Below are 16,994 nucleotides of genomic sequence, written 5' to 3'. Positions count from 1 at the left end.
GGTCTCGCTCAAGGTTGACGAGATCGCCTGCGCCCAGGACGCCGGGCAGATGAGCGAGGCCGTCGTCACCAAATGGAGTGTGGTGACGAAGCACTGAGTGACCGCTGTCGCTGACCACACGTTCCACAACATCACGAGACAAGACACCATGGCCGACTATCGCACCGTCAAAGCCGATTCCTTAACCGGCGTGGTCCGCAGCATCGTCAAGGCGGGGGGCTCGTCCGACCGCGAAGCCGATCTGGTAGCCACCAACCTGGTCGAAGCCAACCTGAAGGGCCACGACTCGCATGGCGTGGGCATGGTGCCGCGATACATCGACGCGATGAAGGAAGGCGGACTCAAGATCAACCAGCATGTCAGCGTCGTGATGGACGGCGGCGCGATGCTCACCCTCGACGGCAACGTCGGCTACGGCCAGGTGATGGGCCATGAGGCGATGGAACTGGGCGCCGAGCGCGCCAAGCGCCACGGCGTCTGCGTGGTGGGTCTGTCCAACTCGCATCACATCGGCCGCATCGGCCACTGGGCCGAGCAGTGCATCGCCCACGGCCTGGTGTCGATCCACTTCGTCAACGTACTGGCACGGCCGATCGTCGCCCCCTTCGGCGGCCGCGACGCGCGCCACGGCACCAACCCGTTTTGCGTCGGCATCCCGCGTCCGGGAAAAGACCCCATCGTGCTGGATTTCGCCACCAGCAAGATCGCCCAGGGCAAGACCCGCGTGGCGTACAACAAGGGTGAACAACTCGCCCCCAACACCATCATCGACAACCACGGCAACCCCTCGACCGACCCGCGCTTTACCGTCATCGAGCCTTCGGGCGCCATCCTGCCCTTCGGCGAGCACAAGGGCTCGGGCCTCGCCCTGATCTGCGAACTCTTGGGCGGCGCGCTCTCGGGCGGCAAGACCCTGAGCGGCAAACTGGACGGCACCCGCAAGGTGATCAACAGTATGTTTTCCATTCTCATCGATCCCGCCAAAATGGGCACCGGCGAGAATCTGGCGCGCGAGATGGAAAGCTTCGTCGCCTGGCACATCGCCTCGCCGCCGGCCGAGGGCGTGGACCATGTGAAGATCGCCGGCGAGCCGGAGCGCGAATGGAAAAGGAAGCGGCTGGCCGAGGGCATCCCGGTCGACCCCACCACGTGGCAGGAGATCGTCGCGGCCGGTGCCAAGGTAGGCCTGGACAACGCGGCCATCGAGAAGCTGGCGACTTAGGCTCGCTGCGTTCGCGCCGGCCGCCGCTACACCTTCGCCGCCTCGAGCGCCGCAAAATGTCCGCGCCGCTGCAGCCACGCCAGCAGGATCAGGCTCGGCACCGCGACCACGACGCAGATCGCAAAGAACAGCGGCCATCCGGTCGCTTTCGCCACGAAGCCCGCGCCTGACGACAGATAGGTGCGCCCAACCGCCGCAAGCGCGGTAAGCAGCGCATATTGGGTCGCGGTGTGCAGCGGGTTCTGGCACAGCGCCGACAGGTAGGCGACGAAGATCACGGTGCCGATCGCGCTGGTGAAGTTTTCCGCGGTGATCGCAAACGCCAGCGCCCATTGATTGACGCCGACGATCGCGAGCCACGAGAACGACAGGTTTGCCACGGCCTGCAGCACGCCGCCGATCCACAGGCTCGCGCCAAGCGAATAGCGCCGCGCGACAAAACCGCCGGCGAAACCGCCGATCAGGGTGGCGGCCAGCCCCACGCCCTTGACGATGGCGGCGTAGTCGTTGCGGGAAAAGCCGAGGTCGATCACGAACGGCGCGGTCATGGTGCCGGAGAATGCGTCGGTGAATTTGAACAGCACCACGAAGGCGAGCGCGGCAAGCGCATCCTTTCGCACCAGAAACTCGGAGAACGCGCCGACCGCGGCGTTGAGCACGCGCACGAACGCGGTCTCGGTGCTGGTCGCAGCTTCCGCGCGCGCCGATTGTTCGGGCTCGGTGGCGGCCAGCGCCGTGACGGTGCCGATCAGCACCAACGCCGCCATCGTCACATAGCCCCACATCCAAGCGGACGTGCGAGGAAGGCCGGTGTTCTCGTACGCGCTGACCACAAACAGCGCGCCGGCGGTCGAGACCAGCATGCCGATGCGGTAGGCCGCGACATAGGATGCCATCCCGGCGGCCTGCTCGCTTTCGGGCAGGCTTTCGACGCGGAACGCGTCCACCACGATGTCCTGGGTCGACGACATCGCTGCGACCAGCAAGGCGCCGAGCGCCACGAACAGCGGCGAGCGCGCCGGGTCGGTGAGCGCCAGCAGCAGGATCGACACGATCAGGAACAGTTGCGAGCACACCAGCCAGCCCCGCCGGCGGCCGAAGGCGCGGGTGAAGAACGGCACATGCAGCGCATCGGTGAACGGCGCCCACAGGAATTTCAGCGTGTAGGGGGTGCCGACCAGCGCGAACAGGCCGATGGTGCCGAGATCGACGCCGGATTCGCGCATCCACACCAAGAGCGTCGATCCCGACAGCGCCAGCGGCAATCCGGAGGAAAAGCCGAGCAGCAGCACGATCAGCACCCGCCGCTGCAGATACACCGCGAGACTGTCGCGCCAGGAGGCGCGGGGGCGGGTCTCGGCGGTCGCCGCAATCGGTGGCTTGGGCAGGCTGTCAGGGGCACTGGTCATGCCGCAGTGCTAGCAGGATTCGGGCGGCGGTGCCTCTCCTCCCGGCCGCGCCAGCCGCGATAAGACCTCTTACCCGCGCATGACCCCGGCTGCCTGCCGACTGTATCCGCCCCCGATATCGGCAGCCGGCATCGCGTCGGCATGGTTGGCGTGCTGGGCGACCAATCGGGCCACCTCGTCCGCGTGGGTTGCGATCATGAAATGAGACGCGCCTTCAATCGTTGCGAGCGTCGCCCGGATCATGCGCTCGCTGAGAAGCTCGTTGACGCGTTGCATCGCGGAGTGACTTTCTCCGCCCCGGATGACAAGCGTCGGGATCCGGACTTGAGCAAGTGTTTCCGCCGGCAGCGGATAACCAAACGCACTTTCCCAATCGAGAATGTTCACCGGCGTCGTCGCCACGGCATAGGTGCGAACCCGCGGCGGCCACGAGGCGAAGGTGCCGGCGCCGCCAAAAAAGTCGATCAACGTTTCGATCGCGTCGACGTTGCCATCCTTGAAAGCGGCGAAATAGGCGCCCGTCATCTCGCCGAATGCGCGGATGTGTTGAATTTCGCCGCTTCCCTCCAGCATCATCACAGCCGGCGCCTCGACGACGGCAAGGCTTGCGAGCTTGACCCGGTCGCGGAGGGCCACGGCAAGCGCCACCAGGCCGCCGAAGGAGTGGCCGACCAGATGGACGTGGCCACCCGCTTTTCGAATAACCGACTCGAGCGCCTCGGCTTCATGCGATAGCGATGCACCGCGCGGCGTTCGGCGCTCCGCGGTTCCGCCATAGCCGAGCAGACTGGTGGTGACGCAGCGAAACCGGTTACCCAAGGCAGCGATAACCGGTCGCCATGCCGCGCCGGTGCTGCATGATCCCGGCACAAGCACCATCGTCGGTCCGGCGCCCGATTCCTCGTAGTCGATATTGCCGCGTGCTTCTTCGATCATGGCATGGTTCCTTTTGCCGCGGCGGCAGCCGGCGGGGTGCGGCGCCGGCCAAATCCGGCGCCGCTGTGAAATTGGAATCGACCGGATCGATCAGTTGGACTTGCGCCAGGGCACCAGCATCGATACGCGCTCCCTGTAGCGTCGATAGTCGTCGCCGAAGAGAGCGATCAGATCGCGCTCTTCAAGCAGGATGCCGACGAAGATGTAAGCCGTCGTGACCGCGGCGAACAGCAGGTGCCCGATTGTCATCGTCGGCGCCGCCCAGAACGCGATGATGAAGCCAAGGTAAATCGGGTGTCGCACGAATTTGTAATAGAGCGGCGTGCGAAAGCGAGGCTCGGGCATCGAGCGACCCGCGAGATTGCTGGCGACCTGGTGCAGTCCGAACAGCTCGAAATGGTTGATCACGAAGGTGCTGGTGAGCACGATCAGCCAGCCCAGCAGCGAAATGCCGGTGACCGCCATGGCGATTTGCGGATCGTCGGTTCGCCACACCACGGTCGGGATCGGCCGCCATTGCCAGAGCAGCAGAACGAGCGCGAGGCTCGCGAACAGCACGTAGGTGCTTCGCTCTACCGATTTCGGTACGTATCGGGTCCACCATTCCTTGAACTGCCGGCGCGCCATGACGCTGTGTTGCACGGCAAATATTGACATCAGAATGAGGTCGACGACGGCCGATTGCATCACGGGCCCGACCGCGCCACTGTCGATGGTCTTCGGGACCACCATGCCGGATACGAAGCCGATGGCGTAGAGGAAGGTAACGAAGAACACAAAATAGGCGATGATTCCGTATAGAAACGCGACAATTCTGGCTATTGGATTGCTCCGGGAGTCCGGGCTGAATGTTTGGGATTGGGTCATAATATCCTCCGATCGGACGACCCTGACGACCGTCCTTGAGGCTAGAGGATGTGGGAAGCGTGACCGAAAGACTTTGCTTGGCGCTTGAATTGTCCTTGAGATGACCTTGATTATTCCTTGGGAGCGGCGGCGTAGTCCGGATTTGAGGGTGCCGTGCAATTTTTCTTTGACGATCATACGCTCGATACCGACCGCCGCGAACTCCACCGCGGTCCCGAGACGATAGCCGTCGAGCCCCAGGTCTTCGATCTCCTGGTTTTTCTGGTGCGCAATCGCGATCGTGTCGTCAGCAAGGACGACCTCATCGACGCGGTCTGGGACGGCCGGATCGTGTCGGAATCAACGCTGACCAGCCGCATCAACGCCGCGCGCAAGGCGGTGGGCGACAGCGGCGAAAGCCAGAAACTGATCCGCACCATCCCGCGCAAGGGCCTTCGCTTTGTCGGCGCGGTGCGAACGCACTCTCAGGGCGCCGAACAGGCTGTTGAGCCGCCGCTGCCCTTGCCCGACCGGCCGGCCATCGCGGTGCTGCCCTTCGCCAACCTGAGCGGCGATCCGGAGCAGGAGTATTTTTCCGACGGCATCAGCGAGGACATCATAACCGCGCTTTCGAAGCTGCGCTGGTTCTTCGTGATCGCGCGCAACTCGTCATTCATCTACAAGGGCAAGCCGGTCCACATGAAGCGGGTCGCCGAGGAACTCGGCGTCGGCTATGTCGTCGAAGGCAGCGTGCGCAAGGGCGGTGACCGCGTGCGCATCACCGTTCAGCTCAGTGATGCCGCCAGCGGCAGCAATATCTGGGCGGAACGCTACGATCGCGCCCTTGCCGACGTATTCGCGGTGCAGGACGAGATCACCGAGGCCATCGTCGCCGCGATCGAGCCGCAGCTCTATGCCGCGGAAACGTTTCGTTCGCGGCGCAAACCGCCGAACAGCATGGACGCATGGGACCTGGTCATGCGCGGACTCTCGCATTACTGGCGCGTGACGCGTCAAGACGGTCTGGTGGCGCAGGCCCTTCTCGAGAAGGCGACCGCCATCGATCCGAATTACGGCCAGGCGCTCGGCGTGCTTGCCACCAGCCTGACGTTCAGCGCCCACATGGGCTGGGCGGATATGGCGGCGGTGGTGCCGCTGGCCGAGCGTGCGGCGCTGGCCGCGATCCTGGCCGACAGCGAAGACCCCTGGGCGCATCACGCACTGGGTTGCGCTTATTTATTCACGCGGCGTTTCGAGGATTCGCTGGCGGAATTCGAGGTCGCGCTTCGGCTCAATCCGAACTTCTCGCTGGCGCAAGGCTATTACGGTCTGGTGCTGTCCTATGGCGGGCGGTGGGAGGAAGCCAGCGTTGCCGCGCGGCGGGCGCTGCGGTTGAGCCCGCGCGATCCGTTTTCGGCGGTCTTTTGCGGGATCGCCGGCTACGCGGAGTTCGTCGGGCGCAATTACGACGAGGCCATTCGACTGGCGCGCGAAGGCATCCGGCAACGCGGTGATTTCGTCGGCGCCCATCGGGTGCTCACGGCGGCCGCCGGCATGGCTGGAAAGGACGATGTCGCCGCGGTCGCCTTGCAGGAGCTTCGCCGCGTACAACCCAATATTTCGCTCGCCTGGATCGCAAACCAGATGCCCATCATGCATGAGGCCGATCGGGAGCACTATCTGGAGGGTTTTCGCCGTGCGGGGCTGGACTAGTCGCGGCGTCGGATGACGGAGGATGTGGACGCGCTTCAGGTGCGATGACAGCTGGTGTCTCGCTCCTCTCCGGCGCTACTCCCCCGCCTGCAGCTTGCGCGGCAGCGGGAACAGCTCCGGCGCGTCCGGCTTGACGATCCGCGGGATCTCGGCGGGCGCCTCGGTCTTGCTGAAATCCAGTTCCTCGATCCGGCCCGCGCGCTTTTCGATCTTGTCGGCGGAAATCAGGATCTGGCGGACGTCCTCGTTGACGTCGCCGAAATGCTTCTGCAGTTTCAGCACCCGATCCCGCAGGCGTCCGAGATCGTCGCCGAGATTGAGCACTTCGGTGCGGATCTGGTCGGCGGCATCCCGCATCCGCGCGTCTTTCAGGATCTGCTGCATCACCTGGATCGCCAGCATCAGAAGCGACGGCGACACCAGCACCACGCGGGCGCGGTAGGCCTTCTGGATCACGTCGTCGAAACCGTCGTGGATCTCGGCATAGACCGATTCCGACGGCACGAACATCAGCGCGGTATCCTGGGTCTCGCCGGCGATCAAATATTTTTCCGCGATATCGCTGACATGCTTCATCACGTCATTGCGCAGCCGCTGCGTGGCGATTTTCTTTTCCTCGTCGGTGCGGGCGTCGTGCAGCGCGGTCATCGCCTCCAGCGGGAATTTCGCGTCGATGCAGAGCGGTCGCTGGTCGGGCAGGAACACCACGCAATCCGGCCGCTTGCCGGTCGAGAGCGTGAACTGGAATTCGTAGGAACCCTTCGGCATGCCGTCCTGGACGATCGCCTCCATCCGCGCCTGGCCGAACGCGCCGCGCGACTGCTTGTTGGCGAGTACGTCGCGCAGCGTCGTCACCTGCGAGGTCAGGTCGGTGAGGTTCTTGTGCGCACTGTCGATGATGCCGAGCCGCTCGTGCAGCACGCGCAAACTGTCCATGGTGTTGCGGGTGGTCTGCTCCATCGATTGGCCGACCCGATGGGTCACCGAATCCAGCCGCTCGCTGACGGTGCGCGCCATCTCGGCCTGACGGCCGGCCAGCGCCTGTCCCATCGCATCGACGCGGCCGGTGGCCTCGCTCTGCGCGCGCATCATTTCGGAGAGGCGTTCTTCGAGTTCGTCGGCGCGGATCGCCTGCGCCATAGCCATTTCCGCGCCGCGCCGGCCGGAGCGGGCGATGACGACGGCGATGACCAGCAGCAGCAGCAGCGCCAGCGCCCCAAAACCGATCAGCGCGGCGCCGGTCCGGACCGGCAGCTCGCCGATCATGAAAAGAATCTCGTTCATGCAAGCCCTTGTAACCGATTCGGCCTTGAACGCGAACGAAGAGGGAACATTTATGGTAAATAGCGGGTAAATTTTTATGGTTAACCATTCGCTAAAATTCGTGGTTAAGCGAAGGTAAACAGCTCCGCCCATCGGATTGACCCCGGCAAATCAGCAGCTTAAATCGCCCGCCAAGGCATCCAGAGAAATCATGGCACTCAGAGAAATCATCATCCTGCCCGACAAGCAGTTGCGGCTCGTCTCCAAGCCGATCGAAAAGGTCACGTCGGAGATCCGCAAGCTCGCCGACGACATGTTCGAGACCATGTATGACGCGCCCGGGATCGGGCTCGCCGCGATCCAGGTCGCCCAGCCGTTGCGGCTGATCACGATGGACCTCGCCAAGAAGAGCGAGGAGGGCGAGACCACGCCGCAGCCGCGGGTCTTCATCAATCCGGAGATACTGTCGTCGTCGGAGGAGATGTCGGTCTACGAGGAAGGCTGCCTGTCGATCCCCGAATATTACGAGGAAGTGGAGCGCCCGGCGAAGGTGCGGGTGCGCTTCACCGATCTCGGCGGCAAGGTGCACGAGGAAGACGCCGAGGGCCTGTTCGCCACCTGCATCCAGCACGAGATCGATCATCTCAACGGCGTGCTGTTCGTGGATTACCTGTCGAAGCTGAAGCGCGACCGCGTGCTGAAGAAATTCGCCAAGGCCGCGAAGCGGGCGGCGGAGTAGGGTTCGGCCGCGAATCGAAGCCGTCACCTTGAGGTGCGAAGGCGCCTCAAGGCGCCGAGCCTCGAAGGGCGACGGCGGACAAGGTCGATAATCTTTTCTGTGCCATCCTTCGAGGCTCGCAAGAGCTCGCACCTCAGGATGACGCCCATTATCTTGAAGTTTGGTTCAAAAAGGAAGCCACTACGGCCATGCCGCTCCGGTTGATCTTCATGGGCACGCCTGATTTCGCGGTGCCGACGCTGCTGGAACTCGTGGCCCATGGCCATGAGATCGCGGCGGTCTATACCCGCGTCGCAAAGCCCGCCGGGCGCGGCATGAAGCTGCAACTGAGTCCGGTCGAGCAGGAGGCGCGGCGGCTTGGCATTGCCGTGATGACGCCGAAGACGCTGAAGACGCCGGAAGCGCTGGAGGAATTTCGCGCTCATCAGGCCGATGCCGCGGTGGTCGTCGCCTATGGCATGATCCTGCCGCAGGCCATCCTCGATACCCCGCCGCTCGGCTGCTTCAACCTGCATGCGTCGCTGTTGCCGCGCTGGCGCGGGGCGGCGCCGATCAACCGCGCCATCATGGCAGGCGATGCCGAGAGCGGCGTGATGGTGATGAAGATGGACGCCGGCCTCGATACCGGTGACGTGGCGATGGCCGAACGCATCGCGATCACGGATGCCATGACAGCGGCCGATCTGCACGACGCGCTGGCGCGGCTCGGCGGCGACCTGATGGTGCGTGCGATCGGCGCGCTGGAACGTGGAATGCTGCAACTCACCAAACAAAGCGAGCAGGGCGTCACCTACGCCGCCAAGATCGACAAGGCCGAGGCGCGGATCGACTGGAGCAGGCCCGCGCGAGAAGTGCTGCGCCATATTCATGGGCTATCGCCGTTTCCCGGCGCATGGTGCGAGATGCCGATCGAAGGCCAGCCAATGCGGGTCAAGATCCTCCGCTGCGCGCTGGCTGACGGCGGCGGCGCAGCCGGCGACGTGCTCGACGATCACCTCACCATCGCCTGCGGCGAAGGCGCCATCCGCATCCTCGAGCTGCAGCGCGCCGGCAAGGCGCCGATGAAGGTGGAGGAATTTTTGCGCGGCACCCCGTTCAAGCCGCTGCTCCGGGTATCCTGATGCCCCGCTACAGACTCACCATCGAATATGACGGCGCGCCGTTCTGCGGCTGGCAGATCCAGGACAACGGCCCGTCGGTGCAGGGCGCGCTGGAGGACGCGGTCAGGGCGATCTGCGGCGAACAGGTCCGCGTCCACGGCGCCGGCCGCACCGATGCCGGCGTGCATGCACTGGCGCAGGTGGCGCATTGCGACATAACAAGACATTTCGTGCCGGGACGATTCCGTGACGGACTGAACGCGCATCTGCGCCCGCACCCGATCGGCGTGCTCAGTGCGGATATCGTGCCGGATGATTTCGAGGCGCGGTTCTCCGCGAAGAAGCGGCATTATCTCTATCGAATCTCCAATCGCCGCGCCAATCTCGCACTCGACATCGGCCGCGCCTGGCGCCTGCCGCGGCGGCTCGATAGCGATGCGATGCACGAAGCCGCGCGAAGACTGGTCGGCAAGCACGATTTTACGACGTTTCGCGATACCGAATGCCAGGCGAAATCGCCGGAGCGAACCCTGGATCAGCTCGACGTGGTGAGAGACGGCGATGCGATCCAGATCGTGACCTCGGCGCGCTCGTTCCTGCACAGCCAGGTGCGCTCGATGGTGGGTTCGCTCATGTGGGTCGGCGACGGCCGCTGGAGCCCCGACGATCTCGCCGCGGCGCTGGCCGCGAAAGACCGCGCCGCCTGCGGCCCGGTCGCCCCGCCCGAGGGACTCTATCTGGTGCGGGTGGATTATTGAGCGCGATACCAAGCCGTCATTCCGGGTCGACGCGAAGACGCGTGTCCCGGAATGATGATCTGGTCCACTCACCCAAAATACCGATCGAGAATACCCCGATAGATCTTCGTCAGCTTCTCCAGATCCGCGACCGGCGTGCGCTCGTCGATCTGGTGCATGGTCTGGCCGACCAGGCCGAACTCGATCACCGGGCAATAGCTTGCGATGAAGCGCGCATCCGAGGTGCCGCCGCTGGTGCTCAATTCCGGCTTGCGGCCGGTGACTTCCTCGATCGCCGACACCGCGAGGTCGGTGAAGGGACCGGGCTTGGTCACGAACACGTTGGAATTGGACGGCTCCCAGACGATGCGGGCGCGGATGCGGTTGCCCGCGGCCTTCGCCAGCCGTTCTTCGACCAAAGCGCGCAGCGTCTCCTGGGTGTGGAGATCGTTGAAGCGGATGTTGAATTTCGCGCGCGCCTGGCCGGGGATCACGTTGCCGGCCTTGTTGCCGACATCGACGGAGGTGAATTCGAGGTTCGAGGCCTGGAATTGCGCGCTGCCGTGATCGAGCGGCTCGTCGCTGAGCGCCACGATCAACCGTGAAATGTCCGGCACCGGGTTGGCGGCGCGATGCGGATAGGCGACGTGGCCCTGGATGCCGTCGACGTAAAGCATGCCGTGCAGGGAGCCGCGGCGGCCGATCTTGATGCAGTCACCGAGCTCCTCGACATTGGAGGGCTCGCCGAGCACGCAATGGTCGAACTTCTCGCCGCGCGCCGCCACCCATTGCAACAGTTTTATCGTTCCGTTGACGGAGAGGTCCTCCTCGTCGCCTGTGATCAGGAAAGAGATCGAGCCCTTTGGCTTGCCGCCATGGGCGGCGAGATAATCCAGCACCGCCGCGACGCTGCAAGCGATGCCGCCCTTCATGTCCACGGCGCCGCGGCCGTAGAGAAAGCCGTCCTTGACCTCGCCCGAGAACGCGCCGTGGCTCCAGGCGCTCTCGTCGCCGGGTGGCACCACGTCGGTATGTCCGGCAAAGGTGATGTGCGGCGCGTGAGAGCCAAGGCGGGCATAGAGGTTGTCGATATCGGCGGTGCCGGGTTCGCCGAAGGTGACGCGGTGTACCTCGAAACCCGCGGCTTTCAGGACATTTTCGAGCACGCCGAGCGCACCGGCGTCGGCCGGGGTTACCGAGGGGCAGCGGAGGAGGTCGCGGGCAATGGCGAGGGCGTCAGTCATGCCCTCGCTTAACATGAGCTCCCGGCGATGGGCCAGCACTGTGCGGAACAAATTCCAGTTCGCTCTGCTGGTCCCGGCGCGGCCGCGTTTCTGCCTGCGCTACCGGCGTCGGAGGGTCGGGCCGAACCGGTTAGGCCCGCTCATCCCTCTCGGGCAGAACAGTTCGACTTCGATCTAGTCCCGCAGCAGCTCGTTGATACTGGTCTTGGCCCGGGTGCGCTCATCGACACGCTTGACGATCACCGCGCAGGCGGTGGAAGGCCCGGGCTGGCCGTTCTTGAGTGGCCGGGCCGGCAGCATGCCGGGCACGACCACGGCGTATTCCGGCACCTCGCCGATAAAGGTTTCGCCGGTGTCACGGTCGACGATCTTGGTGGAGGCCCCCAGAAAGACGCCCATCGCCAGCACCGCGCCCTTGCGCACGATCACGCCCTCGGCGACTTCCGAGCGCGCGCCGATGAAGCAATCGTCCTCGACGATCACGGGCTCGGCCTGCAGCGGCTCCAGCACGCCGCCGATGCCCACGCCGCCGGAAATGTGCACGCGCTTGCCGATCTGGGCGCAGGAGCCGACCGTCGACCAGGTGTCGATCATGGTGCTCTCGTCGACATAGGCGCCGAGATTGACGAAGGACGGCATCAGCACGACGTTCTTGGCGATGTAGGCCGAGCGGCGGACGATCGCGCCGGGCACCGCGCGAAAGCCGGCGTCGCGAAACCGGTTTTCGCCCCAGCCCTCGAATTTCGACGGCACCTTGTCCCACCACGCCGCCTTGCCCGGGCCGCCGGCAATCGCGCTCATGTCGTTGAGCCTAAACGACAGCAGCACCGCCTTCTTCAGCCACTGATTGACCTTCCACTTGCCGCTGGCCTCGCGCTCGGCGACGCGCGCCTCGCCCTTGTCGAGCAGTTCGAGTGCTGAATCGACGGCGTCGCGGACTTCACCCTTGGTCGCGGTCGAGATGCCGTCGCGGGCATCGAAGGCGGCGTTGATGGTGGATTCGAGGGCGGGCAGGGACATCGGGATTTCCTTGGGAAGAGCGGGATAGACGGCAGCGATTTGGGAGGGCTTTTGTCGGAATTTGGGCAGGGAGAGTCAAGGCTCACTCCGTCGTCGTCCCCGCGCTCCCCCAAGTCGTCATTGCCGGGCTTGACCCGGCAATCCATCTGCCTTGCAAGACTCTTTCGAAGATTGATGGATGCCCGGATCAAGTCCGGGCATGACGACTGAATTGGTCGCCGGGACTTAACCTGGTCGCCCGCCCAGCCCTTGCAAGAAACCGGTCAGATCGTCGGTGACATGATCGACATGGGCGGCATCCCGGCCTTCCAGCTCCCAGTCTTCGCGCACGACTTCCTTGGACCCGTCGGGCACCACCAGCACCGTGGTCATGCCGAGCTGGTGCGGCACCACGAGGTTGCGTGCGAGGTCCTCGAACATCGCCGACGTCTTCGGATTCACCTCGTGATCCCCGAGGAATTTCCGATAGGTCTGCGGCGCCGGCTTCGGTTCCAGCTCGGCCGCAATGATGTCGAACACCGCCTCGAAATGCTCCCCGATGCCGAGACGTTCCAGCACCTTGTCGGCATGGTCGGTCGAGCCGTTGGTCAGGATCAGCTTGCGCCCGGGAAGCTTTGCGATCGCCGCGCCCATCGCGGGGTTCGGTTGCAGCGGCGAGTGGTCGATCCGGTGCACATAAGCAAGGTAGTCGTCGGCATGCACGCTATGTTCGGTCATCATGCCGCGCATGGTGGTGCCGTAGCGAAGGTAGTAATCCTTCTGGATCCGGCGTGCTTCCGCCGCGGAGACCTTGAGCCAGGCACTTACGAATTCGCCGATCCGGGCGTCGACCTGCTGCCACAGATTGACGTGATGGGGATACAGGGTGTTGTCGAGGTCGAACACCCAGGTATCGATATGACTGAATGCGCGATCGGATTTCATCACGGCATCGCAAAGCGCAGCGTCTTGCCGCCGCTCGACATGTCGACAGGCGCAAATCCGGTCACCGCGAGGCCGCGGCTGCCGCAGTCGCCCTGTTCGTTGATCTCGAACTTGCTCTCGCGGGTGCAAAGCTCTTTGGCGCCGCCCCAGTTCAGCGGCTTGTCCCTGATCTTGAGGGTGCGGTTGTCGGCATCGACGGCTTCGGCGAAACTGTAGATCTGCCGGGGTTGTCCGGTGACGTCGGGATGCAGGCATTTGCCGGGATCGATCCGGTACCAGCCGCGGCTGGTCACCGTCTTGCCGTCGTCGGTGGCGACCGCGGCCATGACCTTGTGGGAGGTGTCGTTGCACCAGGTCAGCCCGGTGGAGGACGGCGCCTGCACCGCGGCGATCATCATGGTGAAGAAATTCGGTGCCTGCGCGATATCGGCCGGCATGCCGCGGCTTTTCAGGAACGCCGCCAGGGCTGCCTGCGTCTTCGGGCCGTCGACGCCGTCGATCGGCGCGGCATCATAGCCCGCGATTACGAGCAGCCGCTGAATGCCGGCGAGCCTCGCCTGCTCGTCGTCATATTCGCTGTCTTCGGCGAGATAGGCCACCAGATTGCCGTCGTCGGCCTGCGTCGGGGTGATCTGGGTAAACGGCGCCGGCGTCTGCCCGACGCGGCACTGGCGCGCCGCGGCAATGACGAAATCGCCTGGCGCGATACACAGCGTGTCGCCGCCATTCTGCGGGATCGGCGAGGAGCCGTAGAGGCCGAGCGCGCGCGCGTTCAGGAGGATCCGGTCGGCGGTCAGCGTGCCCTGCAGCACGACGCGGCAGGCGGCCGGATCGATCCGGAACCATCCGCGGGTCGCGGTGGCGGATTTCTCGTCGATGCCGATCGCGACCTCGACGACGTAGCTCATGCGGTTGCAGAGCTTCAAATCCGCATAGGCGGGTTCGGCCGAAGCGAGAAAGCAGACGATCGCCGCGGGCAACGCGAGGAAGATAGCTCTTAGGGTGTACGAAAGAAATCGCATTACTCTCAGGTCGTCATGCCCGGGCTTGACCCGGGCACCCACGTCTTTCTTCCAACCCGCCGGCAAGTCGTGGATGGCCGGGAGCGCAGATAAGTGTACGTAGTCTGCGCCACGCAGACCACTATGCCCGGCCATGACAACTGGGAAGCGGTTGGTGGCTGCAATCGTCACTTGTGTATCAGCGTGCCCGTGCCCTGGTTGGTGAACAATTCGAGCAGCACCGCGTGCTGCATCTTGCCGTCGATGATGACCACGCCCTGCACGCCCTGCTCGAGCGCGTAGATGCAGGTCTCGACCTTGGGGATCATGCCGCCGGAAATGGTGCCGTCGGCGATCAGCTTGCGCGCGTCCTTCACCGACAGTTCCGGAATCAGCTTCTTCGACTTGTCGAGCACGCCGGGAACGTCGGTCAACAGCAACAGCCGTTTGGCCTTGAGCGCGCCGGCGACGGCGCCGGCGAAGGTGTCGGCGTTGACATTGAAAGTCTGTCCCGTCTTCGATGTCGCAAGCGGCGCCAGCACCGGGATCAGCTCATAGCCGATCAGCTGGTTCAGCAGCGTGAGATCGACCTTTTCGGGCTCGCCGACGAAGCCGAGATCGACCACCTTTTCGATGTGCGAATCCGGATCGACCATGGTGCGCGTCGCCTTCGTCGCCGTCACCATGTTGCCGTCCTTGCCGCACAGGCCGACCGCCTTGCCGCCGGCCTCGTTGATGTAGCCGACCAGCTGCTTGTTGATCGAACCCGCCAGCACCATTTCGACGATCTCGATGGTCGCCGCGTCGGTGATGCGCAGGCCGGCGGCGAATTCCGACTGGATGCCGAGCCGCTTCAGCATGGTCGCGATCTGCGGTCCGCCGCCATGCACCACCACCGGGTTGATGGCGGTCTGTTCCAATAGAACGATGTCGCGCGCGAACGCCTTGGCGGTTTCCTCGGCGCCCATGGCATGGCCGCCATATTTGATGACGATGGTTTCCTCGTCATACTGCTGCATGTGCGGCAGCGCTTCGGACAGGATGCGGGCCTGATCGAGCGGACTGATATTCGACACGTCGGTCATGAAGGGGGTCTCGTGGTCAGCGGGTCGGGCGGTTTCTATCCGATTGCCGGGCACGGCGCAAAGTGGTGCTTTGCCTCTCCCACAAGGGGAGAAGGAAGAAAGTGCAGCCTTACCCCTGCCGCGGCCACGCCGCCGCCACCGCGAGCGCAAGCCAGCTCAGAATCAGAAGCGTGCCGCCGGTCGGCGCGGCAAAAGGGAACAGGCTGTGGCCGGCATATTGCCGCAAGCTGAGGTCGGTCGCGAACAGCGCGTCCGCAATGACGAAACCCCACGCGGCCATGGTCCCGATCCGGGCATGGATGACGCCGCGCTCCAGCAGCGCCACGGTTCCGAGCACCGCGCAGGCGTGAAACAGCAGCATCGATGATGCCGCCGCGAGCCGCGAAGCATCCGCCTGGTGCGCGGAAGCCGCCGCCAGGATGACGCCATCGGCGCCCATGATGCCGGCCAGGCCGATCAGGATGCGGTCAACGCGCGAGGCGGCCATCAACGGCGCTCCCCGAGCAGGCGCACCATCGCGGCGCGCAGTTCCGGCATCCCGGCTCCGGTGCGCGACGACGTCACCAGCACTTCCGGGAAGGCCGCGGGATGCTTTGCCAGCGCCTCCCGGAGGTCGGCGAGGCGCTGTTCCAGTTCGCCCGCCTTCACCTGATCGGCCTTGGTCAGCACGACCTGATAACTGACAGCCGATTTGTCGAGCGTGTTCAGCACGTCGAGGTCGACCTCCTTCAGGCCGTGCCGGGCATCGATCAGCACGTAGACCCGCGCGAGGTTGCTGCGGCCCTGCAGGAATTTGTGGATCAGCGCGGTCCATGACGCGACTTTTGCCTTCGGCGCGGAGGCGTAGCCGTAGCCAGGCATGTCGACGAGCCGGAAGCCGGCATTGTCGGGGCCCTCGAAGAAGATCAGTTCCTGGGTGCGGCCGGGCGTATGCGAGGTCCGCGCCAGCGCGTTGCGCCCCGTCAGCGCATTGATCAGGCTGGATTTGCCGACATTGGAGCGACCGGCGAAGGCGACCTCGACGCCCGCCATCGGCGGCAGCGTCTCGATCGAAGGCGAGGCCCAGAAGAACTGCCAGTCGCCCGCGAACAGCTTTCGGCCCTGTTCGATCAGCTTCGCATCGGGTTCGGCGGTCATGCGAAGGTTTCCGGTTGCGGTCCCTCATGGTGAGGAGACGCTACTTCGCGCCGTCTCGAACCATGAGGCCCAAATAGGATCAAGGCGCCCATCCTGCGAGACGCCGCGCATGAGCGCGGCTCCTCAGGATGAGGGCACCGTCACGTCTTCGATTCGGCCTTCTTGGACCCGAACGTCGCCTTGAGGTTGTCCAACAGCTCAACCTTCACGCCGTTGCGGCGCATGATGAAGCTCTGCTGCAGCACCGACAGCGTGTTGTTCCAGGCCCAGTAGATCACCAGGCCCGCCGGGAAGCCCGCCAGCATGAAGGTGAAGATCAGCGGCATCCAGGTGAAGATCATCTGCTGGGTCGGATCCGGCGGCGTCGGATTGAGCTTCATCTGGAACCACATCGTGATGCCCATGATGATCGGCCAGACGCCGAGCGCGAGGTAGTGTCCGAACAGCGGCAGCTGGGTCGGATCGACATGAAGCAGGCCGAACAGGTTGAACAGATTGGTCGGGTCCGGCGCCGACAGGTCCTTGATCCAGCCGAAGAACGGCGCGTGCCGCATTTCGATGGTGACGAACAGCACCTTGTAGAGCGAGAAGAACACCGGAATCTGCAAGGCGACGGGA

The 16,994-nt window shown here is 64.5% G+C and carries 17 protein-coding genes; 5 read left to right on the top strand and 12 right to left on the bottom strand.

The genetic code is table 11. The features are described 5' to 3' along the window. Positions 1 to 148 precede the first annotated feature (148 nt). Positions 149 to 1,222 (top strand): malate/lactate/ureidoglycolate dehydrogenase, encoded by a 1,074-nt coding sequence (locus tag QZ213_RS10760; RefSeq protein WP_291686050.1) that lies wholly within the window; start codon positions 149 to 151, stop codon positions 1,220 to 1,222. A gap of 26 nt (positions 1,223 to 1,248) precedes the next feature. Here the strand turns inward: QZ213_RS10760 and QZ213_RS10755 are convergent, their stop codons facing one another. The 3 genes from QZ213_RS10755 to mddA all read right to left on the bottom strand — a co-directional run bounded on the left by QZ213_RS10755 (position 1,249) and on the right by mddA (position 4,434). Continuing rightward, entirely contained in the window at positions 1,249 to 2,631 is a 1,383-nt protein-coding gene (locus tag QZ213_RS10755) for an AmpG family muropeptide MFS transporter (protein ID WP_291686049.1), read from the bottom strand. A 69-nt stretch (positions 2,632 to 2,700) separates the two neighbouring features. Further along, on the bottom strand, positions 2,701 to 3,567 hold the full coding sequence (locus tag QZ213_RS10750; protein WP_291686048.1) for an alpha/beta hydrolase: 867 nt from the start codon (positions 3,565 to 3,567) through the stop codon (positions 2,701 to 2,703). Between the two features lie 90 nt (positions 3,568 to 3,657). Further along, positions 3,658 to 4,434 (bottom strand): methanethiol S-methyltransferase, encoded by a 777-nt coding sequence (gene mddA / locus QZ213_RS10745; RefSeq protein ID WP_291686047.1) that lies wholly within the window; start codon positions 4,432 to 4,434, stop codon positions 3,658 to 3,660. A gap of 153 nt (positions 4,435 to 4,587) precedes the next feature. Here mddA and QZ213_RS10740 point away from each other — a divergent pair, with 153 nt between their 5' ends. Next, positions 4,588 to 6,126, top strand: a complete 1,539-nt coding sequence (locus QZ213_RS10740; protein WP_291686046.1) for a winged helix-turn-helix domain-containing tetratricopeptide repeat protein — start codon at positions 4,588 to 4,590, stop codon at positions 6,124 to 6,126. Between the two features lie 75 nt (positions 6,127 to 6,201). On the opposite strand, the gene rmuC is transcribed toward QZ213_RS10740, so the two are convergent. Further along, entirely contained in the window at positions 6,202 to 7,410 is a 1,209-nt protein-coding gene (gene rmuC, locus QZ213_RS10735; RefSeq protein WP_291686045.1) for a DNA recombination protein RmuC, read from the bottom strand. A gap of 190 nt (positions 7,411 to 7,600) precedes the next feature. On the opposite strand from rmuC, the gene def reads away from it, so the two are divergent. The 3 genes from def to truA all read left to right on the top strand — a co-directional run bounded on the left by def (position 7,601) and on the right by truA (position 9,986). Further along, on the top strand, positions 7,601 to 8,128 hold the full coding sequence (gene def, locus QZ213_RS10730; RefSeq protein ID WP_291686044.1) for a peptide deformylase: 528 nt from the start codon (positions 7,601 to 7,603) through the stop codon (positions 8,126 to 8,128). 188 nt (positions 8,129 to 8,316) lie between these two features. Next, on the top strand, positions 8,317 to 9,249 hold the full coding sequence (fmt, locus tag QZ213_RS10725; RefSeq protein WP_291686043.1) for a methionyl-tRNA formyltransferase: 933 nt from the start codon (positions 8,317 to 8,319) through the stop codon (positions 9,247 to 9,249). Continuing rightward, positions 9,249 to 9,986, top strand: coding sequence for a tRNA pseudouridine(38-40) synthase TruA (gene truA / locus QZ213_RS10720; RefSeq protein WP_291686042.1), 738 nt, complete (start codon positions 9,249 to 9,251; stop codon positions 9,984 to 9,986). The genes fmt and truA overlap by 1 nt, the downstream gene beginning before the upstream one ends. Before the next feature lie 68 nt (positions 9,987 to 10,054). Here the strand turns inward: truA and dapE are convergent, their stop codons facing one another. The 8 genes from dapE to yidC form a co-directional block, all read right to left on the bottom strand. Beyond that, entirely contained in the window at positions 10,055 to 11,209 is a 1,155-nt protein-coding gene (gene dapE, locus QZ213_RS10715) for a succinyl-diaminopimelate desuccinylase (protein ID WP_291686041.1), read from the bottom strand. Positions 11,210 to 11,383: 174 nt separating this feature from the next. After that, positions 11,384 to 12,229 carry a 2,3,4,5-tetrahydropyridine-2,6-dicarboxylate N-succinyltransferase gene (gene dapD / locus QZ213_RS10710; protein WP_291686040.1) on the bottom strand — a complete coding sequence of 282 codons (846 nt, stop codon included), beginning with the start codon at positions 12,227 to 12,229 and terminating at the stop codon, positions 11,384 to 11,386. Positions 12,230 to 12,454: 225 nt separating this feature from the next. Further along, a complete protein-coding gene (locus QZ213_RS10705) occupies positions 12,455 to 13,153 on the bottom strand; it encodes a pyrimidine 5'-nucleotidase (RefSeq protein ID WP_291686039.1) in 699 nt (232 codons plus the stop codon). Further along, entirely contained in the window at positions 13,153 to 14,175 is a 1,023-nt protein-coding gene (locus QZ213_RS10700; RefSeq protein WP_291686038.1) for a DUF1036 domain-containing protein, read from the bottom strand. Before QZ213_RS10700 ends, QZ213_RS10705 begins: the two co-directional genes overlap by 1 nt. A gap of 167 nt (positions 14,176 to 14,342) precedes the next feature. Next, entirely contained in the window at positions 14,343 to 15,239 is an 897-nt protein-coding gene (gene argB / locus QZ213_RS10695) for an acetylglutamate kinase (RefSeq protein WP_291686037.1), read from the bottom strand. 109 nt (positions 15,240 to 15,348) lie between these two features. Continuing rightward, positions 15,349 to 15,726: a DUF423 domain-containing protein gene (locus tag QZ213_RS10690; protein ID WP_291686036.1), complete on the bottom strand. Its 378-nt coding sequence runs from the start codon at positions 15,724 to 15,726 to the stop codon at positions 15,349 to 15,351. Beyond that, on the bottom strand, positions 15,726 to 16,376 hold the full coding sequence (yihA, locus tag QZ213_RS10685; protein ID WP_291686035.1) for a ribosome biogenesis GTP-binding protein YihA/YsxC: 651 nt from the start codon (positions 16,374 to 16,376) through the stop codon (positions 15,726 to 15,728). The genes QZ213_RS10690 and yihA overlap by 1 nt, the downstream gene beginning before the upstream one ends. Before the next feature lie 140 nt (positions 16,377 to 16,516). Continuing rightward, on the bottom strand, positions 16,517 to 16,994 hold a 478-nt coding region (yidC, locus tag QZ213_RS10680), incomplete at its 5' end, for a membrane protein insertase YidC (protein ID WP_291686034.1).

The sequence above is a fragment of the Bradyrhizobium sp. genome (genome assembly GCF_017881085.1).
Taxonomy (GTDB): domain Bacteria; phylum Pseudomonadota; class Alphaproteobacteria; order Rhizobiales; family Xanthobacteraceae; genus Bradyrhizobium.
The sequence above is the reverse complement of the archived record's forward strand: the minus strand, read 5'-3'. Positions and strand labels throughout refer to the sequence as shown.

What these genes read in the sequence shown, in the direction of transcription:
- rmuC (WP_291686045.1), bottom strand. Translation starts at nt 7,410, where the DNA reads ATGAACGAGATTCTTTTCATGATCGGCGAGCTGCCGGTCCGGACCGGC.
- QZ213_RS10705 (WP_291686039.1), bottom strand. Translation starts at nt 13,153, where the DNA reads ATGAAATCCGATCGCGCATTCAGTCATATCGATACCTGGGTGTTCGAC.
- yihA (WP_291686035.1), bottom strand. Translation starts at nt 16,376, where the DNA reads ATGACCGCCGAACCCGATGCGAAGCTGATCGAACAGGGCCGAAAGCTG.
- dapD (WP_291686040.1), bottom strand. Translation starts at nt 12,229, where the DNA reads ATGTCCCTGCCCGCCCTCGAATCCACCATCAACGCCGCCTTCGATGCC.
- def (WP_291686044.1), top strand. Translation starts at nt 7,601, where the DNA reads ATGGCACTCAGAGAAATCATCATCCTGCCCGACAAGCAGTTGCGGCTC.
- QZ213_RS10755 (WP_291686049.1), bottom strand. Translation starts at nt 2,631, where the DNA reads ATGACCAGTGCCCCTGACAGCCTGCCCAAGCCACCGATTGCGGCGACC.
- QZ213_RS10690 (WP_291686036.1), bottom strand. Translation starts at nt 15,726, where the DNA reads ATGGCCGCCTCGCGCGTTGACCGCATCCTGATCGGCCTGGCCGGCATC.
- argB (WP_291686037.1), bottom strand. Translation starts at nt 15,239, where the DNA reads ATGACCGACGTGTCGAATATCAGTCCGCTCGATCAGGCCCGCATCCTG.
- truA (WP_291686042.1), top strand. Translation starts at nt 9,249, where the DNA reads ATGCCCCGCTACAGACTCACCATCGAATATGACGGCGCGCCGTTCTGC.
- fmt (WP_291686043.1), top strand. Translation starts at nt 8,317, where the DNA reads ATGCCGCTCCGGTTGATCTTCATGGGCACGCCTGATTTCGCGGTGCCG.
- QZ213_RS10700 (WP_291686038.1), bottom strand. Translation starts at nt 14,175, where the DNA reads ATGCGATTTCTTTCGTACACCCTAAGAGCTATCTTCCTCGCGTTGCCC.
- mddA (WP_291686047.1), bottom strand. Translation starts at nt 4,434, where the DNA reads ATGACCCAATCCCAAACATTCAGCCCGGACTCCCGGAGCAATCCAATA.
- dapE (WP_291686041.1), bottom strand. Translation starts at nt 11,209, where the DNA reads ATGACTGACGCCCTCGCCATTGCCCGCGACCTCCTCCGCTGCCCCTCG.
- QZ213_RS10760 (WP_291686050.1), top strand. Translation starts at nt 149, where the DNA reads ATGGCCGACTATCGCACCGTCAAAGCCGATTCCTTAACCGGCGTGGTC.
- QZ213_RS10750 (WP_291686048.1), bottom strand. Translation starts at nt 3,567, where the DNA reads ATGATCGAAGAAGCACGCGGCAATATCGACTACGAGGAATCGGGCGCC.